Source organism: Micromonospora sp. LZ37, from assembly GCF_059359015.1.
This window is the reverse complement of the sequence record NZ_JCADBL010000005.1, coordinates 192,808-217,351: the sequence shown is the minus strand read 5'-3', so window position 1 is coordinate 217,351 and position 24,544 is coordinate 192,808. Positions and strand designations below refer to the sequence as shown.

General features: G+C 74.6%; 17 protein-coding genes. 6 read left to right on the top strand and 11 right to left on the bottom strand.

The genetic code is table 11. The features are described from left to right. The first annotated feature begins 84 nt into the window (after nucleotides 1-84). Nucleotides 85-1,104 carry a LacI family DNA-binding transcriptional regulator gene (locus AC5L3Z_RS13525; RefSeq protein WP_494841973.1) on the top strand — a complete coding sequence of 340 codons (1,020 nt, stop codon included), beginning with the start codon at nucleotides 85-87 and terminating at the stop codon, nucleotides 1,102-1,104. A 34-nt stretch (nucleotides 1,105-1,138) separates the two neighbouring features. On the opposite strand, the gene AC5L3Z_RS13520 is transcribed toward AC5L3Z_RS13525, so the two are convergent. After that, complete coding sequence (locus AC5L3Z_RS13520) at nucleotides 1,139-1,807, bottom strand: hypothetical protein (RefSeq protein ID WP_494841972.1); 669 nt, start codon at nucleotides 1,805-1,807, stop codon at nucleotides 1,139-1,141. Between the two features lie 118 nt (nucleotides 1,808-1,925). Beyond that, nucleotides 1,926-4,508, bottom strand: a complete 2,583-nt coding sequence (locus tag AC5L3Z_RS13515; RefSeq protein ID WP_494841970.1) for a putative bifunctional diguanylate cyclase/phosphodiesterase — start codon at nucleotides 4,506-4,508, stop codon at nucleotides 1,926-1,928. Between the two features lie 215 nt (nucleotides 4,509-4,723). On the opposite strand from AC5L3Z_RS13515, the gene AC5L3Z_RS13510 reads away from it, so the two are divergent. Beyond that, nucleotides 4,724-5,098 carry a PH domain-containing protein gene (locus tag AC5L3Z_RS13510; protein ID WP_494841969.1) on the top strand — a complete coding sequence of 125 codons (375 nt, stop codon included), beginning with the start codon at nucleotides 4,724-4,726 and terminating at the stop codon, nucleotides 5,096-5,098. Between the two features lie 25 nt (nucleotides 5,099-5,123). On the opposite strand, the gene AC5L3Z_RS13505 is transcribed toward AC5L3Z_RS13510, so the two are convergent. After that, nucleotides 5,124-6,050 carry a 2-hydroxyacid dehydrogenase gene (locus AC5L3Z_RS13505; protein WP_494841968.1) on the bottom strand — a complete coding sequence of 309 codons (927 nt, stop codon included), beginning with the start codon at nucleotides 6,048-6,050 and terminating at the stop codon, nucleotides 5,124-5,126. Nucleotides 6,051-6,215: 165 nt separating this feature from the next. On the opposite strand from AC5L3Z_RS13505, the gene AC5L3Z_RS13500 reads away from it, so the two are divergent. From AC5L3Z_RS13500 to AC5L3Z_RS13490, 3 genes are all read left to right on the top strand, one after another. Further along, entirely contained in the window at nucleotides 6,216-8,036 is a 1,821-nt protein-coding gene (locus tag AC5L3Z_RS13500; protein WP_494841966.1) for a SpoIIE family protein phosphatase, read from the top strand. Nucleotides 8,037-8,104: 68 nt separating this feature from the next. Beyond that, a complete protein-coding gene (locus tag AC5L3Z_RS13495) occupies nucleotides 8,105-9,274 on the top strand; it encodes a PQQ-dependent sugar dehydrogenase (protein ID WP_494841965.1) in 1,170 nt (389 codons plus the stop codon). Nucleotides 9,275-9,389: 115 nt separating this feature from the next. After that, nucleotides 9,390-10,967, top strand: coding sequence for a metallophosphoesterase (locus AC5L3Z_RS13490; protein ID WP_494841963.1), 1,578 nt, complete (start codon nucleotides 9,390-9,392; stop codon nucleotides 10,965-10,967). A 576-nt stretch (nucleotides 10,968-11,543) separates the two neighbouring features. Here the strand turns inward: AC5L3Z_RS13490 and AC5L3Z_RS13485 are convergent. The 6 genes from AC5L3Z_RS13485 to ligA all read right to left on the bottom strand — a co-directional run bounded on the left by AC5L3Z_RS13485 (nucleotide 11,544) and on the right by ligA (nucleotide 22,207). Next, entirely contained in the window at nucleotides 11,544-13,901 is a 2,358-nt protein-coding gene (locus tag AC5L3Z_RS13485) for a thiamine pyrophosphate-binding protein (RefSeq protein ID WP_494841961.1), read from the bottom strand. A gap of 122 nt (nucleotides 13,902-14,023) precedes the next feature. Continuing rightward, nucleotides 14,024-15,523 (bottom strand): Asp-tRNA(Asn)/Glu-tRNA(Gln) amidotransferase subunit GatB, encoded by a 1,500-nt coding sequence (gene gatB / locus AC5L3Z_RS13480; RefSeq protein WP_494841959.1) that lies wholly within the window; start codon nucleotides 15,521-15,523, stop codon nucleotides 14,024-14,026. 13 nt (nucleotides 15,524-15,536) lie between these two features. Further along, nucleotides 15,537-17,012, bottom strand: coding sequence for an Asp-tRNA(Asn)/Glu-tRNA(Gln) amidotransferase subunit GatA (gene gatA, locus AC5L3Z_RS13475; RefSeq protein WP_494841957.1), 1,476 nt, complete (start codon nucleotides 17,010-17,012; stop codon nucleotides 15,537-15,539). Nucleotides 17,013-17,088: 76 nt separating this feature from the next. Continuing rightward, nucleotides 17,089-17,394 (bottom strand): Asp-tRNA(Asn)/Glu-tRNA(Gln) amidotransferase subunit GatC, encoded by a 306-nt coding sequence (gatC, locus tag AC5L3Z_RS13470; protein ID WP_334519044.1) that lies wholly within the window; start codon nucleotides 17,392-17,394, stop codon nucleotides 17,089-17,091. 142 nt (nucleotides 17,395-17,536) lie between these two features. Beyond that, complete coding sequence (locus AC5L3Z_RS13465; RefSeq protein WP_494841955.1) at nucleotides 17,537-19,912, bottom strand: putative bifunctional diguanylate cyclase/phosphodiesterase; 2,376 nt, start codon at nucleotides 19,910-19,912, stop codon at nucleotides 17,537-17,539. A 159-nt stretch (nucleotides 19,913-20,071) separates the two neighbouring features. Then, nucleotides 20,072-22,207: an NAD-dependent DNA ligase LigA gene (ligA, locus tag AC5L3Z_RS13460; RefSeq protein ID WP_494841953.1), complete on the bottom strand. Its 2,136-nt coding sequence runs from the start codon at nucleotides 22,205-22,207 to the stop codon at nucleotides 20,072-20,074. A 147-nt stretch (nucleotides 22,208-22,354) separates the two neighbouring features. Here ligA and AC5L3Z_RS13455 point away from each other — a divergent pair, with 147 nt between their 5' ends. After that, a complete protein-coding gene (locus tag AC5L3Z_RS13455; protein WP_494841951.1) occupies nucleotides 22,355-22,900 on the top strand; it encodes a type II toxin-antitoxin system PemK/MazF family toxin in 546 nt (181 codons plus the stop codon). A 172-nt stretch (nucleotides 22,901-23,072) separates the two neighbouring features. Here the strand turns inward: AC5L3Z_RS13455 and AC5L3Z_RS13450 are convergent, their stop codons facing one another. Then, the gene (locus AC5L3Z_RS13450; protein ID WP_494841949.1) at nucleotides 23,073-24,074 is read right to left on the bottom strand and encodes an ADP-ribosylglycohydrolase family protein; all 1,002 of its coding nucleotides are present in this window, start codon (nucleotides 24,072-24,074) and stop codon (nucleotides 23,073-23,075) included. Between the two features lie 84 nt (nucleotides 24,075-24,158). Next, on the bottom strand, nucleotides 24,159-24,527 hold the full coding sequence (locus AC5L3Z_RS13445; protein ID WP_494841947.1) for a VOC family protein: 369 nt from the start codon (nucleotides 24,525-24,527) through the stop codon (nucleotides 24,159-24,161). Nucleotides 24,528-24,544: the final 17 nt, after the last annotated feature.

Here is a 24,544-nt window from a genome sequence, read left to right as displayed (position 1 = left end):
CGGTCGCGGTAGCGTGAGGGCCGCCGGTGATCCCGGCGCCGCGGAACCGGCCCCCGAAGGCCGCGAGACTGGAGGAGCACGCCGGTGAAGCGTCCGACCATCGCCGACGTCGCCCGGCGCGCCGGAGTGTCCAAGGGCGCGGTGTCGTACGCGCTCAACGGGCAGCCCGGCGTCTCGGAGGCGACCCGACAACGCATCCTGGCCATCGCCACCGAGATCGGCTTCAGCCCGAGCAGCGCCGCCCGCGCCCTCTCCGGCGCCACCGCCAACGCCGTCGGCCTGGCCCTGTGCCGGCCCGCCCGGACCCTGGGCATCGAGCCGTTCTTCATGGAGCTGATCAGCGGCGTCGAGGCGGAACTCTCCGCCCGGTCCTACGCGCTCACCCTCCAGGTGGTGGCCGACCAGGAAGCCGAGATCGCGGTCTACCGGCGCTGGTGGGCCGAGCGGCGGGTGGACGGCGTCTTCGTCTGCGACCTGCGCACCGACGACCTCCGGGTGCCGGCGCTGGAGCAGCTGCGACTGCCGGCGGTGGTGATCGGCGGACCCGGGCGGACCGGGAGCCTCGCCAGCGTCTGGTCCGACGACGCCGCCGCGCTGGTGGAGGCCGTGGAGTACCTGGCCGCGCTCGGACACCGGCGGATCGCCCGGGTGGGTGGCCTGCCCTCGCTGCTGCACACCGAGATCCGTACCGACGCCTTCGCCCAGGTGTGCCGCCGGCTGGGACTGGAGGACACGGCCACGGTCTGGTCCGACTACACCGGCGAGGAGGGCGCCCGGGCCACCCGGCGGCTGCTCAGCTCCGCCCACCGGCCCACCGCGGTGATCTACGACAACGACGTGATGGCGATAGCCGGCCTCTCGGTGGCCCAGGAGATGGGGCTCGCCGTCCCCGGCGACCTGTCGATCGTGGCCTGGGACGACTCGCCGCTGTGCCAGCTGGTGCACCCACCGCTGACCGCCCTCGGCCGGGACATCCCGGCGTACGGGGCGCACGCGGCCCGGCAGTTGCTCCGGGTCATCGCCGGGGAGGCGGTGACCGGCGTGCAGGACGAGACCGCCCACCTCACCCCGCGCGGCAGCACCGCACCACCCCGGGTGCGGTGAATCGGTTCAGGGAACGTCGGGCCAGGCCCTCGGCCTACTCCACATCCTTGGCCAGGACCGCGACCGCGACCTTGCCCACCACCGTCGTCAGGACGTAGTTGGTCGAGCCACTGAAGATGACACCCACGCCGAATGGGACCGCCTTTGCCGCCGCCTTCTGGGTGAAGTTGATGGACACCTGCTTGAACAACTGCTTGATCATGGCCAGGGCGGGTCCCCGCAGGTACTGGTAGACCAACTTCTGGGCGACCTTCTGGACCACCGCCTTGCCGCCGTTCGCCGCCATCTGTTCTGCCGAACCCGCCAACGCGAGCACGAAGGCGAGGTGCTTCTTGTCCTCGTCGCTCAGCTCGGCCTCGTAGACCTCGACCAGACACATGCACATGTCGATCTGGAGCTTGAGTGCCACGGCGAGATCGGTGACCCCGCCGCCCAGGACAGCGACCGCCGTCCCGATCCCCGGAATCACGCTGGGGGCCGCAGTGACCACACCAGCGGCTGCCGACAACTTGGAGTACCGGTCGATGACCTTGTCGGCGATCCGGCGCTTGTCCTCCAGGCTCTCGGGCTTTCGCTTGAACTTGGCCTCGAAGGTCGCACGGTAACCGTCCACCAGCTCGGTGGCCGCCTCCGGTGAGATGGCGATCGCCTCCACGGCCTTCTGGACCAGAGAGGGCTCGAGTTCGCCCGCCGTGTCGTTCATCGCTTCCTCCAGGTCCGCCGCACCTCACGAGTAGGGCAACTTGCACCGTGCAAAGTCTTGCAGCGGAGAGCCTGCGATTATTCCGGCGCAGCCGCAGCGACCGCAGCCCCGAGACGGCTCAACGGGACGCGGAGGGGAACTCCTCGAAGTACGCCTCGACCCGCTCGGCGGTCGCGGGGCGGGCCAACGCGAAGCCCTGCCCGTAGCGGCAACCGGCCCGGCGGGCCCGGTCCACGTCGGCGTCGGACTCCAGCTCCTCCATCACCACCTCCAGGCCCAACCGTTCACCCAGGCTGACCACCACGTCGATCAGCGGGCGCTCCGGGCCGGCCGCCGACTCCGGCGCCTGCGGACGGACCTTGAGCAGGTCGATCGGGAGCCGGCGCAGCTGGGCCAGCGAGGCGTGCTCGGCGCGGAAGTCGTCCAGCGCGGTCCGCACCCCCAGCGACCGCAACCCGGCCAACCGGGCCACCACGGTGGGCAGCTCCGCGCCGACCCGGGGCTCGCCGACCTCCACCACCAGCCGCTCCGCCGGCACGCCGTACCCGGCCAACGTCGCCGCCACCGCGGGGAGGAACTCCGGCGCGAGCAGCTCCCGGGGCGTCACGTTGACCGCCATCCAGAGCTGCCGGCCACCGGTCGACCACTCGGCGAGCTGCCGGCAGGCCCGGTCCAGCACCCACCGGCCCAGCTCACCGACCAGGCCGAGGTCCTCCGCGACCGGCAGCAGCTCCGCCGGCAGCACCGTGCCGAGCACCGGGCTGCGCCAGCGCAGCAGCGCCTCCGTGCCGACCGGCAGCCGGTCGGCCAGCCCCAGCACCGGCTGGTAGACCAGGTCCAGCTCGCCGCGGGCGACCGCGCCGGGCAGCTCCCGCTCCACGTCGAGCCGGCGGACCAGCTGCTCCTCCAGGTACGGGTCGTACCACTCCACCCGGCCCCCGCCGAGCTGGGCGGCCCGCCGCCGGGCCAGCTCCGCCTGGCGCAGCACGTCCTCCGGGCCCGCCCCGGCCAGTTCGGCCAGGCCGATGCTGACCCGCAGCCGCACCATCGCCCCGGGGGTGGGACACGGCTCGGAGAGCGTGGCCAGCAACCGGGCACCCAACGCGTACGCCGGCACCGGACCCAGCCCGGTGACCACCGCGAACTCCTCCCCCGACACCCGGGCGACCAGGTCCCGAGGCCCCACCACGTCCCGCATCCGGCGTGCGGCGGCCACCAGCACGGCGTCCCCCACCGCCCGGCCCGCGCCGTCGTCGGCCCCGCCGAGGCCGTGCAGCTCGACCAGGAGCAGGGCACCCCCGCCCTCCCGCCCGGTGTCCAGGGCGCACAGCAGCTCGCGCCGGTCGACCAGGCCGGTGGGCTGGTCGGTGGCGGCCGGCCGGGGCGACTCCCGCTCCAGCCGGCGGCGCTCCCCCACGTCGCGTACGTGCAGCACCAGCGCGCCCACCTCCGGCGTCCCGCGCTGGTCGCTCACCGTCGACTCGGTCTCCCGCCAGCCACCGTCTGCGGTGGACAGCCGCGCCACCAGCAGCGGCGGCTCCCCACCGGCCGGGGTTCCGGTCAGCCGGGCGACGGCGCCGGGCACGTCCTCCGGGTGCAGCAGGTCGGCCAGCGGCCGGCCGAGGACCTCCTCGTCGCGCAGGTCGAACCAGCGCGCGCCGGCCGCGGAGAGCCAGCTCACCCGCAGCTCGTCGTCGACGAGCAGGACCAGGTCCCGACCGCCGGAGACCAGCGTCCGGAAGCGAGCCTCCCGGGCGGCCAGGCGGCGCGCCCGACGCCGGGCGTCCGCAGTGGCGAGCAGCTCCCGGACCACCAGCGGTGGGATGACCGCGAGCCCGAGCAGCACCGCCGTCGGGGTGAAGCCGCCGAAGACCCAGAGGTGCCACCCCGCGGCCAGCGTCGCCAGCGCCGCCGGGGCGGTCGCCCCGGACCAGGCGGGATGCGGGCCGGCGCCGCGCGGCGGATCGCCGGCGGCGACCCGGGCCATGCCGGCGGCGGTGAGCAGCGGCCCGGCCACCAGGGGCGCCACCGCCGACAGCACCGCCGACTCCGGCACCCGGTAGGCCAGCAGCACCGCCAGGTCACCCAGGCCGAGGACGGCCGCCGCGGCACCGGCCCGGCAGAGCGCCGCGCCCGGCCGGCGGTACCGCTCGGCGAACGCGCTCACCAGCAGCCCCGCCAGCGCCCCCGCGCCGGCCACCGTCACGACCCGGGCCAGCGGGGGCACCTCGCCCGGTGGGAGCAGCACCCACCCGGCAAAGAGCAGGGCGGCGCCGAGGCCCAGCACGTCGACGCCGCGGCGCAGCCGGACCCGGGACGCCAGCCGGGAGTGGCCGGGGAGCAGGAGCAGCCCACCGCCGTACGTCAGGGCCGCGGCGGCCAGGCCGGCCGTGGTGACGTACGGGCGCTGCGTGGGATCGGCCAGCGGCAGGACGGCCACCGTCAGGCCGACCACCATCACGGCCGCGTCGAGCAGCGCGGCGGCGCGGCGGCGCCGCCGCGCCCGCCGCCCGCCGCCGTCGGCGGCCGCCAACCGGGAGAGCCGGACGCCGGCCACCGCGCAGCCGAGGGCGGCGGCGAGCGTCGTGGCGGCCAACGGCGCGAGCGGACCGGCCACGGCGGCGCCGGTGAGGAGCACGGCCACCGCCAGCACGGCGGCCACCGCGGACGGCGGACGACGGACGAGGTACGCGTGGAGCACGGCGGTCGCCTTCGTGAGGGGGGACACGGGGCGGTGCGGCGGTGCGGGCGGTACGCGGAGTGCCTGCGGGTAGCCGGCACGCCAACTCCCCTCAACGAACCACCGTTTCACCGGTTACGCCCCCGACGACGTGAGCCACGTCACTGCCGCGGGTGCCGGTGCGGGTGGGGCCGCCCGGCCGGAGCGGGACCGGCGCGGAGTGGGATCATCGGGGGGTGAACAGCGCCGACACCATCCGCTTCCGGCACAACCAGGCCATCCTGGTCGCGGCGATCGTCGCCTTCCTCGGCGCGCTGCCGCTGGCCGGCGTCGAGTGGTACCTGTCGCCGGTGCTGCTGGTGCCGCTGGCCGTCGGGGTCTGGGCGTGGCGGGCCGGCACCGACGCCGACCCGCGCGAGCTGCGGCTGCGGGCGCTCGCCGGCGACCGGCGGATCCGCTGGGACCAGGTCGCCGAACTCACCACCGACGGGCGCGGCCGGGCGGTCGCCCGCCTCGGCGACGGGCAGGAGGTCGTCCTGCCCGCGGTGCGCGGCGCCGACCTGCCCCGGCTGGTGTCGGCCACCGGGCAGACTTTGTCCGACCCCCGCTGAGCGGCGCCGGCGCCGGTTCCCGGCGTCAGTAGCCGTCGACCACCGTGTTGTGCAGCGGCTCCCCCGCCGCGTACCGGCGCAGCTGCTCGCCCACCAGCCGGTACGCCCGCGGCAGCAGGCCACGCACCGAACCGGCCACGTGCGGGGTCAGCAGCACGTTCGGCAGCTCCCAGAGCGGGTGGTCGGTGGGCAACGGCTCCGGATCGGTGACGTCCAGCGCGGCCCGCAACCGGCCGGAGGTCAGCTCGGCGACCAGCGCCTCGGTCCGCGCCACCGGGCCGCGCGCCGCGTTGACCAGCAACGCACCGTCCGGCATGGCGGCGAGGAACGCCGCGTCGACCATGCCCCGGGTCGCCGCGGTGAGCGGCACCAGCAGCACCACCACGTCCGCCTCGGGCAGCAGCCGGGGCAGGTCGGCCACGCCGTGCACCCCCTCGGCCGGGCGGGCGGTGCGCGCCACCAGGGTGAAGGTGACCTCGAACGGGGCGAGCCGGGCCTGGACCGCCGCCCCGATCGAACCGGCCCCGACGATGAGCACCCGCTTGCCGGTCAGCTCGTCGGTCGGGGTGACCTCGGCGTACGCCCACTCCCGGCGGGCCTGGGCGCGGGCCATGGCGGGGAAGTTCCGCAGCTGGGACAGGATCGCCGTGACGGCCCACTCGGCGGTGCCGGCGTCGTGCACGCCGCGGGCGTCGCAGAGGGCCACCCCCGGCGGCATCCGGCCGACCCAGGCGTCCGCCCCGGCGGAGAGGAGCTGCACCACCGCCAGGTCGGGCAGCCGGCCCAGCGGCGCGCCGACGTCACCGGCGGCGAGGAACGGCGGCACCCAGAACCGGACGCCCGCCGGGTCCGACGGCATCGTGCCCGGGTCCGTCCACGGCTCCACCGTGACGCCCGCGGGCACCTCACCGAGCAGCGCGGTCCCGGCCTCGTGCGCAATCCACACCTTCACGTCCGCCGACGATAGCGGTCCCACGGGCGTCGGGCCGGGCGGTCCGGCCATCGGCCCGCCGTACGGCGGCGCGGCCCACATCCGTGGGCACCGGGTCGCGGTGGCGGGTATAACCGAGAATCGGAACGCCGACCGGCGTACCGCACGATCGCAGACGGGTGGCCGATGACCGAGTGCTCCCCGGGCCGCCCCGACCGGCGCCCGGCCGACGACACCTCGGCCCTGACGGACCCCGCCCGGCTACGGTCACTCGCCGACACCCGCCTGGAGGCCGAGCCGGACGAGGCCTTCGACCGGTTCGCCCGGCTCGTCAGCGACCTGCTCGACGTGCCGGTCGCGCTGGTCTCCCTGGTCACCGACACCCGGCAGTTCTTCCCCGGGGCGGTCGGCCTGCCGGAGCCGTGGGCCGCCCGCCGGCAGACCCCGCTGAGCCACTCGTTCTGCCAGCACGTGGTCGACATCGAGCTGCCGATGGTGCTGCCGGACGCCCGGCTCTACCCCCGGGTGCGGGACAACCTCGCCCTCCCCGAGCTGGGCGTCATCGCGTACGCCGGCGTCCCGCTGACCGATCTGGACGGCCGGGTGCTCGGCTCGCTCTGCGCGATCGACCACAAGCCCCGGGCCTGGACGGCGACCCAGCTGCGGACCCTGTCCGACCTCGCCGCCGCCTGCTCGTCGGAGCTGCGGCTACGAATCGCGCTGGACGGCGCCCGGCAGGCCCGGCGGGCGGTGGAGGAGGCGCACGAACGGCTCGAACTGCTCTCCGGGCTCAGCGAGACCCTGAGCGGCACCCTGGACGCCGACACCGCCGTGGAGCGGCTGACCGGCGCGGTGGTGCCGCTGCTCGCCGACTGGGCCCTGGTCACCCTGGCCGACCGGAACGGCTCGCCCCGCCGGGTCAGCGCCCTGCACCGGGACCCGGCGCGGCTCGTCGAGGTCACCCGCTTCGCCGAGTTGATGACGACCAGCCTCGGCCCCAGGTCGATCACCCGCACCGTGCTGCGCACCGGCCAGCCGGTGCTGGGCAGCGCGGCCGACCTGGACGATGTCCGGCGGGCCACCACCAACCCCGAGCTGGTGTCGTTGGCCGAGAAACTCGGCTTCGGGTCGCACCTGACCGTGCCGATCATCCCGCCGGGGCGCGGCGCCGTGCTGGGCAGCGTGACGCTGCTCAACGCCCCCGGCCGGCGGCCCTTCGACGACACCGACCTGCACACCGCGCTGGAGATCGGCCGTCGTGCCGGGCAGGCGGTCGGCAACAGCTGGATCTACGGCGAGCAGCGGCACGTCGCCGAGGTGCTCCAGCACAGCATGCTGCCCGAGCTGCCGGAGAGCGCGGCCGTCGAGCTCGCCGCCCGCTACCAGCCGGCCGCCGACCGGGTCGAGGTCGGTGGCGACTGGTACGACGCCTTCGTCCAGCCCGACGGCGACCTGATCGTGGCGATCGGGGACGTCGCCGGCCACGACATCGAGGCCGCCGCGACCATGGGGCAGCTGCGCAATCTGGTCCGGGGCAACGCGTTCGACCGGACCGACCCGGTGGACGCGCTGATGACCCGGCTGGACGCCACCATCTCCGGACTGCGCATCCGGACCGCCGCCACGGCCATCCTGGCCCGGCTGGGCCCGGAGACCGACGGCAGTCTTCCCGTCCGCTGGTGCAACGCGGGGCACCCGCCGCCGCTGGTGGCGGGCGCCGACGGAACGGTCCGCGTCCTCGACGGCCGCCGGGAGCCGCTGCTCGGCCTCACCCGCCCGGTCCGGCGGACCAGCCAGGAGACGGCGCTGGCCCCCGGGGACACCCTGCTGCTCTACACCGACGGGCTGGTTGAGCGCCGGGACCGCCCGATCGACGAGGGGATCGCCGAGCTGCTCGACGAGCTCGCCGGCGCCTCGAAGCTCCCGCTGGCCGAGATCTGCGACCTGCTGCTGGCCACCGCGCACCGCGAGGACGACATCGCCCTGCTCGCCGTCCGGGCCCGCTGAGCCGTTCACCGGGTCGACTGTCCCCGCCAGGGCGGGCGGGTCCGGTTTCGCGGGCTACGCTGGGCCGGATGAGCGTCCGTGCCCCGTACCCCCGCACCGGCCGACTCCGCGCGGCGCTGGCGGCGTCCAGCGCGGCGCTGCTGCTGACCGGGTGCAGCTTCGGCCAACCGGAGCCGGACCCGGCCGGCGAACCACCGAATCTGCCGACTCCGTCGGCGTCGGCGAGCTCCGGCGGCGCCGGCCAGCAGGTCGTGGCGACCGTCCTGGCCAAGGGGCTGCGCGTGCCGTGGGGCATCGCCTTCCTCCCCGACGGCGCCGCCCTGGTCACCGAGCGGGACACCGGCCGGATCCTCCAGGTCGGCCCGGAGTCCACACCGGAGGGGTTGCGGGTCACCCCGGTGCAGACCGTGCCGGGGGTGGCCGCCGGGGGCGAGGCGGGGTTGCTCGGCATCGCCGTCTCCCCGGCGTACGCGAAGGACCGCACCGTCTTCGTCTACTACACCACCGAGCAGGACAACCGGGTCGCCAAGCTGGTCCTCGGCGGCCAACCCACCCCGATCCTGACCGGCATCCCCAGGGCGCAGCTCCACGACGGCGGCGGGCTGGGCTTCGGCCCCGACGGGCAGCTCTACGTCAGCACCGGCGACGCCGGCGACCGGGAGGCCGCACAGGACCCGAAGAGCCTCGGCGGCAAGATCCTGCGGATCACCCCGGCCGGCCGCCCGGCGCCCGGCAACCCCTTCCCCGGCTCGCCGGTCTGGTCCCTCGGGCACCGCAACGTGCAGGGCTTCGCCTGGGACGCGGGCAAGCGGATGTACGCCACCGAGTTCGGCCAGAACACCTGGGACGAGATCAACCGGATCGACAAGGGCGCCAACTACGGCTGGCCGCTGGTCGAGGGGCAGGCCGGCGACAAGCGCTACGTCGACCCGATCGCGCAGTGGCGCACCGCCGACGCCTCCTGCTCGGGCCTCACCACGACGGGCCGGCTGCTGGTCACCGCCTGCCTGCGCGGCGAGCGGCTCTGGGTGGTCGAGCTGACCGACACCGGCACCGTGCTCGGCCAGCCGCGCGAACTGCTCAAGGGCAGGTACGGCCGGCTGCGGGCCATCGCCGCCGCGCCGGACGGCTCTCTCTGGGCCTCCAGCTCCAACCACGACGGGCGGGGCCGGCCGGAGCCCGAGGACGACCGACTGCTGCGGCTGGTCTTCGCCGACGGCGGCGCCGGCCGAAGCTGATCCGCATCCGCCGCCCCGCCCACGGCCGGGGCACGCACCGGCGTGTCGCGTCCGGCGACCGAGAGTCGTGCCCGGGTTTGCCAAGATCCTTCACTGGGCAGGTCAGAATCTCAGCATGGACGGTCAGGAGAACGAGCAGCGCGGGACCGGGGACGCGGAGCCCTCGGCGGCCCGGCGTGAGCGGCGCTGGCGGCCCTGGACGCGACGGGCCGGACGGTCGGGCGGGTCCGGCGTGGCCCGGCGGGTCGGCGTGGTCGTGGCGGTGCTGGCCGTCGGCCTCGCCGGCGCGATCATCGGGACGCTGGCCGGTGGACGGCTCGACACCGACATCGGGCCGTTCCGCGCCAACATGAGCCTCACCCCGACGGTCGAGGGCGGCACCACGGTCGACATCCCGCCGCTGGGCGCGCTGCTGCTGGACAGCCACGACGGGCCGACCCGCCTGACCGTCCGGCTCGGCGCGCTGGACCAGGGCCGGACCGAGGCGCTGATCGACGACCCGGCCAGCATCAGCCGGGCCAGCCAGACCGCCGTCGAGGACGTGCGGGACGGGGCGATGCGGCTCGGCCTGCGCACCATCGCGACGGTCGTGCTGGTCACCCTGGTGCTGGCCGTGCTGGTCTTCCGGGACACCCGGCGCACCGCCTGGTCGGCGGGGGTCGCCCTGGCCGTCACCGCCGGCAGCCTCGGGCTCGCCGCCGCCACCATCCGCCCCCAGGCGATCGAGGAGCCGCGGTACGAGGGGCTGTTGGTCAACGCCCCGGCGATCGTCGGTGACGCGCGGCGGATCGCCAACGACTACAGCCGCTACGCGGAGCAGTTGCAGCGGGTGGTCGGCAACGTCAGCAAGCTCTACACCACCGTCTCCGCCCTGCCCGTCTACGAGCCCGCCCCCGGCACCATGCGGGTGCTGCACGTCTCCGACATGCACCTCAACCCGACCGGCTGGCAGTTGATCCGCACCGTGGTGGAGCAGTTCGACATCGACGTGGTCATCGACACCGGCGACATCACCGACTGGGGCAGCGAGCCGGAGGCCTCGTTCGTCGGCTCGATCGGGCTGCTCAAGAAGCCGTACGTCTACATCCGGGGCAACCACGACTCGCCGCGCACCGCGGCGGCGGTCGGCCGGCAGCCCAACGCCATCGTGCTGAACAACACGACCACCACCGTGGACGGGCTGACCATCGCCGGCATCGGCGATCCCCGCTTCACCCCGGACAAGAACACCTCACCGGCCGGCAGCGGACTCACTCGGCAGGTCGCCGAGCAGGTCATCGGGACCGGGGAGAAGCTCGCCGGCACGGTGCGCAACTCGCCGCGGCCGGTGGACATCGCCTTGGTGCACGACCCGGCCTCGGCCGGCCCGCTGTCGGGCACCTGCCCGCTGGTGCTCGCCGGGCACACCCACAACCGGCAGGTGTCCAAGCTGCCGCAGGTGCCCGGGAGGCAGACCACCCAGCTCATGGTGCAGGGCTCCACCGGCGGGGCCGGGCTGCGCGGTCTGGAGGGCGAGAAGCCCACCCCGCTGTCGATGACGGTGCTCTACTTCGACCAGCGCAGGCAGCTCCAGGCGTACGACGACATCACCGTCGGCGGCACCGGCGAGGCGCAGGTCAACCTGGAACGGAACGTGATCAAGGAGCCGGCGCGGGGCGCCCCGGTCCCGGTAACCCCCACCCCGACCCGCTGAGCCCCTCCCGTCCGGGCTGAGCCCCTCGTGAAAGCGGCGGAGACGCGCGGAGGCGGAGACGCGCTGAGGCGGGGCGCGGCGGGGGGCGCGGCGGAGGCGCGCGGCAGAGGCGCGCGGCAGAGGCGCGCGGGCGGGCGGACGGCGGAGGCGGGCGGAAGAGCGACCCACCCCCGACCGTTACGCAGCGCAAGCTCGCGGCAGGCTCCCGACGCCACGCTCACCCGCTTTGCTCTGCTGCGGCGGACGCAACAGTCACCGACGGTGAACGCTCCCTGCGAGGTGTTGCCACTGAATGCCCTGCTCAACTGTGGTGTTGCCGGGAGGGCAGCAGAGCAAAGGACCGAGAGGAGGTCTGCGGAGGTAGGCCGAGCCTCACGCTCGGTCAGGACAAAGGCGCCGTCACCGACAGTCAGGCCCGGCGAAGCCGGCGCGACTGGCCGCCGGACCGGTCGCTCCGGTCCGACCAGCCGGACCGGCCGGACCAGCCGAACGGGCCGGACCAGCCGGACCAGCCGGACGGGCCGGACCAGCCGGACCAGCCGAACGGGCCGGACCAGCTGGACCGGCCGCGGGCGGTCAGCGCAGCGAGAGGGCGGCCAGCGCGGCGTTGACGATGCTGCCGGGCAGCAGGTCGTGCAGCTCGTACAGGTCGCGGACGGTGCCGGACTGGCCGAACTCGTCCACCCCGAGCGGCACCGCCGGCACGCCGAGCGCCGAGCCGAGCCACGCCATCGCGTGGGAGGCGGCGTCGTGCACCGTCACCACCGGGGTCCGGTCACCGAACGCGGCCCGCAGCGCGCCCGGCACGCTCGGCACGGTCGCCGTCCGCACGCCCTGGCGCAGGGTGCGCTGCCAGGCCCGGTAGAGCCGGTCCAGCGAGGTCACGTCGACCACGTGCGCGGCGATGCCCTCGTCGGCCAGCTCCGCGGCCGCCGCGAGCACCTCCGGCAGCACCGCGCCCGACCCGGCCAGGGTCACCACCGGCGCGTCCGCCAGGTGCGGGTACGCCTGGTGCGCGTCCACCAACCGGTACGCCCCGGCCACCACCTGCCGGCGCAGCACCGCGTCGCCGATCCGCGCCCGGGCCGCCTCGAACGGCGCCTGGTCGATCGGGCGGGTGCTGAGCCGGAAGTAGTACGCCCCGTCCTCGGCGGGCGCGGCCGTGGCGGCCGGGGCCGGCCCACCGGCGATCTGCCCGAGCGCGTCGCAGAGCAGCCAGTCCAGGCTGGCCGCGTAGGCCGGTTCGATGAAGGTCACCCCAGGCAGCTCCAGGCCGACCGAGGCGGTGATGGTGGACTGGTGGGCGCCGCCCTCCGGGGCCAGGGTGATGCCCGACGGGGTGCCGGCGACCACGAACCGGGAGCCGGAGTAGGTGCCGTAGAGGAACGCGTCCAGGCCGCGCAGCACGAACGGGTCGTAGACCGTGCCGACCGGCAGCAGCGGCTGCCCGGACAGGTCCCACGACAAGCCGAGCTGGCCGAGCAGCAGGAACAGGTTCATCTCCGAGATGCCCAGCTCGATGTGCTGCCCGGCGGGGCTCTCCGTCCAGCGCAGCATCCGGTCCTCCGACCAGGAGCGCTGCTCGGTGGGGGCGAAGACACCGGTCTTGTTGATGAACCCGGCCAGGTTGGTCGAGGTGGCCACGTCCGGCGCGGTGGTGACCAGGTAGGGCGCCACGTTCTCGTCCCGGGCCAGGTCGACCAGCACCCGACCGAAGACCTCCTGGGTGGAGACCGGCTTGTTCGCCCGTACCCTCGTGGTCTCCGGGACGGTGACCCCGAGCGCCCGCTCGCGGGGCGCGCGGGACAGCGCCTCCCGGCGCTCGCCGGCCCGGATGCCGGCCGGTGACGCCGGGTCGAGGCGGTCCCACTCGGTCTCCGCGGTCAGGCCGTGCGCGACGCGCAGCGCGTCGACCTGCTCGGTGCTGAGCAGCGCCGAGTGGTTGCGCGGGTTGCCGGCGAGCGGCAGACCCCAGCCCTTGACGGTGTACGCGAAGACCACGCTGGGCCGGTCGGTGACCGCGTCGCACTGGGCGTACGCGTCGAGCATCGCCGCCAGGTCGTGTCCGCCCAGGTCGGTGACGAGCGGGCCCAGCTCGTCGTCGGAGATGTCGGCGATGAACGCCTCGATCCCGGCCGGCGCGCCGTCGAGGAACTGCTTGCGCAGCGCCGGGCCGGCCAGCCCGAACAGCGACTGGTACTGCTCGTTGGGCATCCGGTCGATCCAGTCGCGCAACGCCTCCCCGCCCGGCCGGGCGTACGCCTCGGCGAGCCGGCGGCCGTACTTGACCTCCACGACGTGCCAGCCGGCGGCCTCGAACTGGCCGCGCCACTGGTTGATCCGGATGCCGGGGACGACCCGGTCCAGCGACTGGCGGTTGAAGTCGACCAGCCACATCACGTTGCCCAGGCCAGTGGTGGCCGGGTCGGCGACGGCCTCCCAGATGTTCCCCTCGTCCAGCTCGGCGTCGCCGATCAACGCGACGAACCGGGAGTGCGGCCGGGCGCCGAAGTGCGCGTCGACGTAGCGCCGGGTGACCGCGGCGAAGAGCGGCGCGGCGGCGCCCAGACCGACGGAGCCGGTGGAGAAGTCCACCTCGTCCGGGTCCTTGGTCCGCGACGGGTAGGACTGGAGCCCGCCCCGCGCCCGCAGCTTCGGCAGGTACGACCGGTCCAGGTTGCCCAGCAGGTACTGGATGGCGTGGAACACCGGCGAGGCGTGCGGCTTGACCGCGACCCGGTCCTCGGCGTCGAGGTGGGCGAACCAGAGCGCGGTCATCGCGGTGACCAGGGAGGCGCTGGAGGCCTGGTGGCCGCCGACCTTCACCCCGTCACCGGTGTCCCGGTCGTGGTTGGCGGCGTCGACGATGCGGGTGGCGAGCCAGAGCACCCGGCGCTGGATCTCGTCGAGGACGTCGAGGTCGTGCTGCTTCACGGTGGCTCCATTCAGGCGTCGCCGTTGACGCCCACGCGAGGGGGGGGTGGCGCGGGTCGCGCGTACTCGGGAAAGGCGGGAAGGCCGCTGCCGGTTCGCGGCGGCGGCCTTCCCGGTCGGGCTCAGCCCTGGACGCCGAGGCGTTCCAGGATCAGCTCGCGGACGGTCTTGGCGTCGGCCTGGCCGCGGGTGGTCTTCATGACCGCGCCGACCAGCGCGCCGGCCGCCGCGACCTTGCCGCTGCGGATCTTGTCGGCGATGCCCGGGTTCGCGGCGATCGCCTCGTCCACGGCGGCGGTGAGCGCGCCGGTGTCCGACACGACCTCCAGGTTCCGGTTGGTCATCACCTCGGTCGGCGAGCCCTCGCCGGCCACCACGCCCTCCAGGACGGTACGGGCCAGCTTGTCGTTGAGCTTGCCGGCGTCGACCAGGCCCTGCAGCTCGGCGACCTGTTCCGGGGTGGCCCCGACGTCGGCCAGCTCCGCACCGGTCTCGTTGGCCCGGCGGGACAGCTCGCCCAGCCACCACTTGCGGGCGGCGGCCGGGGTCGCGCCGGCGGCGACGGTCTGCTCGATCAGCTCCACCGCGCCGGCGTTGAGCACCGACTGCATGTCCGCCTCCGACAGGCCCCACTGCTCCTGCAGCCGGCGGCGGTGCAGCCGCGGCAGCTCCGGCAGGGCGGCCTTCAGCTCGGCGACCCAGGCCGTGTCCGGGGCGAGCGGCACCAGGTCCGGCTCCGGGAAGTACCGGTAGTCGGTGGCGGTCTCCTTGGACCGGCCCGGCCGGGTGTCCCCGGTGTCCTCCTGGAAGTGCCGGGTCTCCTGGAGGATCCGGCCGCCCGCGTCGAGGACCGCCGCTTGGCGCAGGATCTCCGAGCGCACCGCGCGCTCCACCGAGCGCAGCGAGTTGACGTTCTTGGTCTCGGTGCGGGTGCCCCACTCCTCGCCCGGCAGGTTGAGGGAGGTGTTGACGTCGCAGCGCAGCGAGCCCTCCTCCATCCGCACGTCGGAGACGCCCAGTGAGCGGATCACGTCGCGCAGCTCGGCCACGTACGCCTTGGCGACCTCGGGGGCGAGCGCGCCGGTGCCGGGGACCGGCTTGGTGACGATCTCGACGAGCGGGATGCCGGCCCGGTTGTAGTCCACCAGCGACTCGGTCGCGCCGTGGATGCGGCCGGTGGCGCCACCGACGTGCAGCGTCTTGCCGGTGTCCTCCTCCAGGTGCACCCGCTCGATGCCGATCCGCACCAGCTCGCCGTTGACCTCGACGTCCAGGTAGCCGTCGACGCAGAGCGGCTCGTCGTACTGGCTGATCTGGAAGTTCTTCGGCATGTCCGGGTAGAAGTAGTTCTTCCGGGCGAACCGGCACCACTCGGCGATGGAGCAGTTCAGCGCCAGGCCGATCCGGATCGTCGCCTCGATGGCCGCCTTGTTGGCCACCGGCAGCGAACCGGGCAGACCCAGGCAGACCGGGCAGACCCGGGTGTTCGGCTCGCCACCGAAGTCGGTCGGGCAGCCGCAGAACATCTTGGTGTTCGTGCCCAGCTCGACGTGGGTCTCCAGGCCGATCACCGGTTCGTAGCGCGCGACGACCTCGTCGTACGCGGGCAGTGTCGTCGTCATCGGTGCTCCTGACTCACAGTGCCGGTGGGGTGAACGTGCCGACCGCCGACTCCAGCGCGGCGGCCACCCGGTACATCCGGTCGTCCGCCATCGTCGGGGCCATCACCTGCAGGCCGACCGGCAGGCCGTCGGAGAGGCCGCACGGCACCGAGATGCCCGGGCCGCCGTACAGGTTGGTCGGGATGGTGTACAGGTCCGCCAGGTACATCTGGTACGGGTCGGCGGTGCGCGAACCGACCGGGAAGGCCACGAACGGGGTGGTCGGCGAGATCAGCGCGTCCACCTGCTCGAACGCCGCGGTGAAGTCGCGGGTGATCAGGGTGCGGACCTTCTGCGCCTGGCCGTAGTAGGCGTCGTAGTAGCCCGAGGAGAGCGCGTACGTGCCGATCATGATCCGCCGCTTGACCTCCGGGCCGAAGCCGGCCTCCCGGGTCAGCGACATGACCTCCTCCAGCGACCGGTTGCCGTCGTCGCCGGTGCGCAGGCCGAACCGCACCCCGTCGAAGCGGGCCAGGTTGGAGGAGCACTCGCTCGGCGCGATCAGGTAGTACGCCGGCAGCGCGTACTTGAAGTGCGGGCAGGAGATCTCGACGATCTCGGCGCCCAGCTTGGCCAGCGCGTCGACCGACTCGCGGAACGCGGCCATCACGCCCGGCTCGCCGCCCTCGCCGGCGAACTCCTTGACGATGCCGAGCCGCACCCCGGTCAGGTCACCGGTCGCGCCGAGCTTCGCCGCGGCCACCACGTCCGGCACCGGCTGCGGGATGGAGGTCGAGTCGCGCGGGTCGTGCCCGGCGATGACCTGGTGCAGCAGCGCGGCGTCGAGCACCGTGCGGGCGCACGGGCCGGGGGTGTCCAGCGACGAGGAGAACGCCACCAGGCCGTACCGGGAGGTGCCGCCGTAGGTGGGCTTCGCGCCGACGGTGCCGGTGACCGCGCCCGGCTGGCGGATCGAACCGCCGGTGTCCGAGCCGATCGCCAGCGGCGCCTCGTACGCGGCCAGCGCGGCGGCGCTGCCGCCACCGGAGCCGCCCGGGATCCGGCTCAGGTCCCACGGGTTGTAGGTGGGGCCGTACGCGGAGTATTCGGTGGAGGAGCCCATCGCGAACTCGTCCATGTTGGTCTTGCCGAGCATCACCGTGCCGGCGGCGCGCAACCGCTGCACGATCGTCGAGTCGTACGGCGGGCGCCAGCCCTCGAGGATCTTCGACCCGACGGTGGTCGGCACGCCCTTGGTGGTGAGCACGTCCTTGACCGCGACCGGCACCCCCGCCAGGGGGCCCAGCTCCTCGCCGGCGGCCCGGCGCTCGTCCACCGCGCGGGCGGCGGCCAGCGCGCCCTCGGTGTCGACGTGCAGGAAGGCGTGCACGCGGTCGTCGACGGCGCCGATCCGGTCCAGGTGGGCCCGGGTGACCTCCACGGCGGAGGTCTCACCGCCGGCGACGAGACCGGCGATCTCGACGGCGGTCAGCTTGGTCAGGTCGCTCATGCCGGCACTCCGCTTCGCTCCGTGCCGTCATGAGGCACCACCGCACTGAGTCTGATGAGTCGCTCGCTGCGCTCGCTCATGAAGCCACATCCTCGTCCAGGATCCGCGGGACACGGAACCGCTGCTGGTCGGCGTCGGGCGCGCCGGACAGCACCTCTTCCGGGGTCAGGCACGGCGTCACCACGTCCTCGCGGAGCACGTTGGTCAGCGGCACCGAGTGGGAGGTCGGCGGGATGTCCGCCGCGGCGACCTCGCCGACCTGGGCGACCGACTGGAGGATCACGTCCAGCTGACCGGCGAAGGTGTCCAACTCCTCCTCCGTGACGGCGAGCCGCGACAGTCGCGCGAGGTGCGCGACCTCCTCGCGGGAGATGGCGGCCATCGGTGCCCCCTTCGTGGCTGTCCTGCTGGGTCTGCGGTGTGCCGGCCGCGCGGGCTCCGGGGAGGATGACGCGCGGTGACCGGAGCGAGTCTATTGTCCTGCGCCCACGCGGACGCCTCCGACTCCCCCTCGCCGGCCCGCCTCACCGGGCGTGGCGGCGGGGGATCTCCACGTCGGCGCTGGGCACCGGACGCACCGGGCGGTACCGGGACAACCAGGCGACGAGCTCCTCGGCGGGCATGGGTCGGGCGTAGAACCAGCCCTGCGCGGCGTCGCAGCCGGCCGCGTGCAGCAGCCGCCAGGTGCGCTCGTCCTCCACGCCCTCGGCGACCACCCGCAGCCCGAGCGCGCCGGCCAGCTCGATCATCGAGCGGACGATCGCCGCGTCGTCCGGATCCTCGGCCATCCCGAGCACGAACGACCGGTCCACCTTCACCTCGGCCAGCGGCAGCCGGCGCAGGTGCTGCAGCGACGAGTAGCCGGTGCCGAAGTCGTCCAGCGAGATGGCCACGCCGAGCTGGTGCAGTCGGGTGATGGTGGTGAGCACCCGCCGGGGGTCGGCCATCAGGGCGCCCTCGGTGATCTCCAGTTGCAGCCGTTCGGGGCGTACCCCGTAGCGGGTCAGCCGGTCGGCGATCTGGTCGGCGATCTCCCCGGTGTGCAGGTCGCGGACGCTGACGTTGAGCGCGGCCCGCAGGCTGATCCCGGCGGCGGACCACTTGGCCAGCTGTTCCACCACGTCGTCCACCACCCGCTGGGTGAGCAGCCTCATCACCGCGCTCTGCTCGGCGACCTGGATCAGCTCGCCCGGGTCGACCATGCCCCGGCGGGGGTGCCGCCAGCGCAGCAGCGCCTCCACCCCGACCACCTCGCCGGTGGCGATGGCGATCTGCGGTTGGTAGTACATGGTGATCTCGCCGGCGTCGGTGACCGGCTCGGCGTCCACCGGCGCCGCCGGCGCGGCCGGGCCGGCGGATTCGCCGGCGACCGCCGGGCCGTCGGAGCGGTGGGCCGGGTCGGCGTGCCGGCGGGTCGGGTCGGCGCCGGTGAGGATCCGGTTCAGCAGCTCGTCGGGGTGGGTCACCGTCGCCCGCTGCCGCCGGCGCCGCGACCACCACCGGGTGGCCCCGCCGGCCGAGGCCCGCGGGTCCACGCCGAGCCGGGACGGCAGCGCGGCGCCGTCGCCGCCCCGCACCGTCCGTCCGCCTCCCGGCCCCGCCTCGAGTACGCGCCGCAGGTCGGCCAGGAGTCCGAGCCGCTCGGCGGAGTTGTGGTCGGACTCGGCGGCGTACACGGCGACGGTGTCGTTGCGGTGCTTGGCGTCGTACATCGCCACGTCGGCGTGGCGCATCAGGGTGGCGTAGTCCTCGCCGTGCTCGGGGAAGAGGGCGATGCCGATCGAGCCGCCGACGTCCAGCGGCAGCCCGTCCAGCGACACCGGTTCGGCGAGCGCGGCGACCACCCGGCCGGCGAGTTCCCGCGCGTCGTCGACGCCGGTCAGCCCGGCCGCCACGATGGCGAACTCGTCCCCGCCGAGCCGGGCCAGCATGTCCCGCCCGGCGACCACGTCGGCCAGCCGGGCGCTCACCTCGACCAGCAGCCGGTCCCCGACCGCGTGGCCGAGCGCGTCGTTGACGTTCTTGAACCGGTCCAGGTCGATCAGGAGCAGGGCGAGGTGGGCGTCGGGGGCGACCCGGGCGACCCGCTCGGCGTGCAGGTGCACCTGCTCGGCCACCTCGGCGAGCAGGGCCTTCCGGTTGGGCAGCCCGGTGAGCGGGTCGAGGTCGGCGAGCTGCTCCTGCTCGGCGGAGAGCCGGGACATCCGGTAGACGGCGAAGAGCGGCACCAGCACCAGCGGGATCAGGGCGGCGCTGGCCCGGGCGGCGGCGACCAGGACCGGGGCGAGCAGCAGCAGCGAGCCGGTGGAGAGCAGTTCGAAGGGGAGCGCCTGCCGGGCGCTGGGCCACCACCGACCGCCGAAGCGCAGTCGCAGCGCGGTGCTGACCAGGCCGTAGTTGACCGCGAACCAGGTGCCGGTGGCGGCGCCGACCGCGGCCACGTCGGTCCAGCGCAGCCGTCCGGCGTCGAAGAGCCCGCCCGGTCCGAGCCGGAGCACCAGGTACGCGGCGCCGAGCGCGCACGCGTACTGGGCGGCGTTGAAGGCGGTCCGCCAGACCGAGTGCCGCATCCGCCAGCCGGAGACGGCGACCGCGACCGCCTGCACGGCCACGGCCGGGCCCAGCCCCCAGCCGAGCAGGATGGCGAAGGTGAAGCAGGTGGACGGGAAGACCGCCGAGGTCTGCCGCCGCCCGGGCGGCACGAACGGGCGCGCGTCGCAGGCGACGGCGAGCGTCGCCATCGTCCAGAACGCCACCGGCAGGTCGGGCAGCCGGTCGGGGAGCCCGGCCAGCGGCACCGCGGAGACCAGCACCGCGAACCCGACGACGCCGGCCACGAAGCCACCGAACGACGACTCCCGCCCGGGTGGCAGGAAGTTGCGGGCGTCGGCGGTCTCCATCGCACCTCCCGGGTGTCTCGTCGGGCACGCGCCGTCGGCGCGTCGTGACCCAATGAAACGCCCTGGGTGCCGTCACCCCGGCACGACAGTCACGAATCGGTCGTAGTCGTAATTAAGTTGGTATACGGCCTCAAGATCGCAATCCGGTCGTCGGGGCGTTCAGCCCTCGACGCGGGCCACCTCACGGGCGGCGTCCGGGCCCCGGTCGAGCAGCACCCGGAAGCCGTCCTCGTCGAGGACGGGCAGCTTGAGGCTGGCCGCCTTGTCCGCCTTGGAGCCGGGGTTCTCCCCCACCACCACGAAGCCGGTCTTCTTGGAGACCGAGCCGGTGACCTTGCCGCCCCGGCTCTGGATCGCCTCGGCCGCCTGGTCCCGGCTGAAGCCGGCGAGGGTGCCGGTGACCACGACGGTGACCCCCTCCAGCGGACGCGGACCCTCGTCGCCCGCCTCCTCGGCCATCCGGACCCCCGCCTCGGCCCACTTGCGCACCACCTCGCGGTGCCAGTCGACGGCGAACCACTCCTTGAGACTGGCGGCGATGGTCGGACCGACCCCGTCCACCGAGGAGAGCTCCTCCTCGGTGGCCGCGTCGATCGCCTCGATCGAGCGGAAGTGCCGGGCGAGGGCCTGCGCCGCGGTGGGGCCGACGTGCCGGATGGAGAGCGCGACGAGCACCCGCCACAGGTCGCGTTCCCGGGCGACGGCGAGGTTGTCCAGCAGCTTCGTGGCGTTGCTGCCCAGGCTGCCGTCCTTGTTGACGAAGAACGGCGAGCGGGCGAGCTGGTCGGCGTCGAGGGAGAACAGGTCGCCCTCGTCGGCGATGACCTGCGCGTCGAGCAGCGCCGCGGCGCCCTTGTAGCCGAGCACCTCGATGTCGAAGGCGCCCCGGCCGGCCAGGTGGAAGACCCGCTCGCGCAGCTGCGCCGGGCAGCTGCGGCTGTTGGGGCAGCGGATGTCGACGTCGCCCTCCTTGGCCGGGGCGAGGGGCGTGCCACAGGCCGGGCAGGTGGTGGGCATCACGAAGGGCCGGGCGTCGGCGGGGCGCAGGTCGACCACCGGCCCGAGCACCTCGGGGATCACGTCCCCGGCCTTGCGCAGCACCACCGTGTCGCCGATCAGCACCCCCTTGCGCTCGACCTCACGGGCGTTGTGCAGGGTGGCCAGCGCGACCGTCGAACCGGCGACCCGCACCGGCTCGAGGACGGCGAACGGGGTGACCCGGCCGGTGCGCCCCACGTTGACGTCGATGTCGAGCAGCTTGGTGGTCACCTCCTCCGGCGGGTACTTGAAGGCGATCGCCCAGCGGGGCGCCCGGCTGGTCGAGCCGAGCCGGCCCTGGATGGAGACCGGGTCGACCTTGACCACCACGCCGTCGATCTCGTGCTCGACGTCGTGCCGGTGCTGGGCGTAGTACGCGATGTAGTCCGCGACGCCGGCCAGGTCCGGCACCACCCGCCACCGGTCGCTGGTCGGCAGCCCCCACGCCTTCAGCGCCGCGTACGACTCGGACTGGGCGCGCGGCGAGAAGCCCCGGCGGGCGCCGATGCCGTGCACCACCAGGCGCAACGGCCGGGACGCGGTGACCCGCGGGTCCTTCTGCCGGAGGCTGCCGGCGGCGGCGTTGCGCGGGTTGGCGAAGGGCGCCTTGCCCTGCTCGACCAGGGAGGCGTTGAGGTCGGCGAAGGCGGCCACCGGGAAGTAGATCTCACCCCGCACCTCGATCAGCTCCGGCACGTCGGGGAACTCGTCGCTGCCGGTGAGCCTCGCCGGCACGTCGCGGATGCTGCGGACGTTGGCGGTGACGTCCTCGCCGGTGCGCCCGTCGCCCCGGGTCGCCGCCCGGACCAGCCGCCCCTTCTCGTAGGTCAGGTTGATCGCCAACCCGTCGACCTTCAGCTCGCAGAGGTAGGGGACCGGGCCGCCGGCGTCCCGCTCGACCCGCTCGGCCCAGGCCGCCAGCTCCTCGTCGGCGAAGGCGTTGTCCAGCGAGAGCATCCGCTCGGCGTGGGTGACCGGGGTGAAGTCGGTGGAGAAGGTGCCGCCGACCCGCTGGGTCGGCGACTCGGGGGTGCGCAGCGCCGGGAACTCCGCCTCCAGCGCCTCCAGCTCACGCAGCTGCTTGTCGAACTCGGCGTCGGAGATGATCGGCGCGTCGAGGACGTAGTAGCGGTACTGGTGCTCGGTGAGCTCCTGGCTCAGCGTGGCGTGCCGCTCCCGCGCCTCGGGGGTCGGCTCGCCACCCGCCGCCGCCTCCTGCGCGGCGCTGACCTGCTGGGGGATCGCTTCTTCGGACACCCTGCCGCCTCCGGACACCTGTCGGGTTTCCCCGTGATCACGCTACCGGAGCACCGTATCGGCAGGGTGGGACAACCCGTCGCCTCCCCCGACGCGCCGACGGGCGCCGGGCCACCGGCCGTGCGAGGATCGCCGCACGTCGGCGGCGTGCCGACGCGGGGAGAGGCGGGGGTACGGATGCCGGAGTGGCTGCTCTGGGCGGCGCTGGTCGTACTGGCCGTCGTCGCCGGGTGGGGGTGGAACGAGTGGCGCGGGCGTGACGCCGACCGCCGGTCCGGAACGGGCACCCGCACCCTTGGTGAGCGGGGCGCGCCGCCCCGCGACCGGGCCCGGCCCTCCGCGCCGCCCCGCCCGCGCGCCCCGGTCGCCGCCCCCCGCCCTGGTGAGATCTGGTGGGCCGACGTGCCGTTCCACGACGGCACCGGTTCCAAGGTGCGGCCGTGTCTGGTGCTGCGCGCCGACGAGCGGGGCGCCGAGGTGCTCAAGATCACCAGTCAGGACAAGAGCAACCGCGACGACCACGTACGGATTCCGACCCGCGACTGGGACCCCGACGCCGACGCCGACAGCTGGCTCGACCTCGCCGAGCCGCTCCGGATCCCGCTGGACGCCTTCGCCGACCGGGCCGGCACCTGCGACCGGGACCTGTGGCGCCGGGTCCGGCAGCTGCACGGCCGGCGCAGCTCGGCCTGACCGACCGACGCCCCTTCGCCCCGGCCGCGCCGCCTCGCCGTCCGGGTCGGCCGCGCCGGGCAACCGACGCCGCCCGGCGACCGACCGACGCCCAGGTGGTCGCGCCGGCCTACCGACGCCCGGCGGCCGACCGACGCCCGGGTGGTCGCGCCGGGCATCCGCTGCCCGCCGGTCAGTCCCAGCCGGCGCCGAGCGCGGTGAGCTGGTCGGCGTACTCGATGCGGGTCGACCACCGCGCCGGCCAGGCCGGCATCCCGTGGGCCGCGCCGAGGAAGGCGCCGGCCAGGGCGGCGATGGAGTCGGAGTCTCCGGCCGTCGTCGCGCCCCGGGCGAGCGCCACGACCGGGTCGTCGGGGTGGCGCAGCGCGCAGAGCAGGGCGGTGGCCAGGGCCTCCTCGGCGACCCAGCCCTCACCGGTGTGCCGGCACGGATCGTCGCCGTCGTCGGGCCGGGTCAGCGCGGCGTCGAGCCGCCCGAGCGCGTGCAGGCACTCGTCCCAGCCCCGGGCGATGTACTCCTCCGGCGTCGGCGCACCGGCACGCTGCCACAGGTCGCCGAGCCAGTCGGCCCGGTAGACCCGCCGCTGTTCCCGGGCCCGCTCGGTGAGCAGCGCCGGCAGCTCCGCCAGCGCGGCGCCGTCGCGCAGCAGGCGCACCGCGTACCCGGTCAGCTCGCCGGCCGCCAGCCCGGTCGGGTGGCCGTGGGTGAGGCCCGCCTGGAGCTGGGCCAGCCCGGCCAGGGTGTCCAGGTCGACGTCGAGCAGCCCGACCGGGGTGACCCGCATGTTGGCCCCGCAGCCCTTCGAGTCGACCACGGTCGCCTCCTGCCAGCGCAGGCCCCGGTTCAGCTCGGCGCAGGCCCGCAGGCAGGTCATCCCCGGGGCGCGGTTGTTGTCCGGGCTGACCGCCCAGTCGAGGAAGCGCCGCCGCAGCAGCGGCTCGACCGCCGCCGGGGTGAGCTCGGGGGCGTCGTGCAGCGCCCAGGCGACCGCGAGGGCCATCTGGGTGTCGTCGGTGACCAGCGCGGGATCGCCGACCAGCTCACGCGGCCCGGTCGGGCCGTACCGGCGGACGATCTCCGCGACGGTCAGGAACTCGGTCGGCTTGCCCAGGGCGTCGCCGTAGGCCAGGCCGAAGAGCGAGCCGGAGGCCCGGCGGGGCGAGGAGTCGATCATGCTGGAGATCATGCACCGCGCGGGCAAGCCTCGCCCGGCCGAAGGCGCGGCCCGGCACAGGCCGGGGCCGCGCCCGCCCGGGGATCAGTCCCAGCAGAGGCAGAACGGGTGGCCGGCCGGGTCGGCGTAGACCCGGAAGCCCTCCCCCTCGCCCGGCAGCCGCCGAGCGCCGAGCGCCAGCGCCGCCTTCTCGGCCGTCTCGATGTCGTCCACCGTGACGTCGAGATGGAACTGCTGGGGCCGTTCCGGGTCGGGCCAGGCCGGCGGCCGCAGGTTTGGCGCCCGCTGGAAGGCGAGTCGCGGCTGGTGCCCCGGCCGGCCGCCGAGCACCACCCACTCGTCACCGTCGGAGTTCTCCTCCACCAGCGGCAGGCCGAGCAGCTCCGCGTAGAAGCCGGCCAGGGCCCGCGGATCGGGGCAGTCGATCACCACTGAACGCAGCTGTCCAATCATGCCCGTCATCGTGCCCC

Coding starts and splice junctions, on each gene's coding strand:
- AC5L3Z_RS13520 (WP_494841972.1), bottom strand. CDS start 1,807: ATGAACGACACGGCGGGCGAACTCGAGCCCTCTCTGGTCCAGAAGGCC.
- AC5L3Z_RS13500 (WP_494841966.1), top strand. CDS start 6,216: ATGACCGAGTGCTCCCCGGGCCGCCCCGACCGGCGCCCGGCCGACGAC.
- AC5L3Z_RS13495 (WP_494841965.1), top strand. CDS start 8,105: ATGAGCGTCCGTGCCCCGTACCCCCGCACCGGCCGACTCCGCGCGGCG.
- AC5L3Z_RS13490 (WP_494841963.1), top strand. CDS start 9,390: ATGGACGGTCAGGAGAACGAGCAGCGCGGGACCGGGGACGCGGAGCCC.
- gatB (WP_494841959.1), bottom strand. CDS start 15,523: ATGACGACGACACTGCCCGCGTACGACGAGGTCGTCGCGCGCTACGAA.
- gatA (WP_494841957.1), bottom strand. CDS start 17,012: ATGAGCGACCTGACCAAGCTGACCGCCGTCGAGATCGCCGGTCTCGTC.
- gatC (WP_334519044.1), bottom strand. CDS start 17,394: ATGGCCGCCATCTCCCGCGAGGAGGTCGCGCACCTCGCGCGACTGTCG.
- AC5L3Z_RS13465 (WP_494841955.1), bottom strand. CDS start 19,912: ATGGAGACCGCCGACGCCCGCAACTTCCTGCCACCCGGGCGGGAGTCG.
- AC5L3Z_RS13450 (WP_494841949.1), bottom strand. CDS start 24,074: ATGATCGACTCCTCGCCCCGCCGGGCCTCCGGCTCGCTCTTCGGCCTG.
- AC5L3Z_RS13445 (WP_494841947.1), bottom strand. CDS start 24,527: ATGATTGGACAGCTGCGTTCAGTGGTGATCGACTGCCCCGATCCGCGG.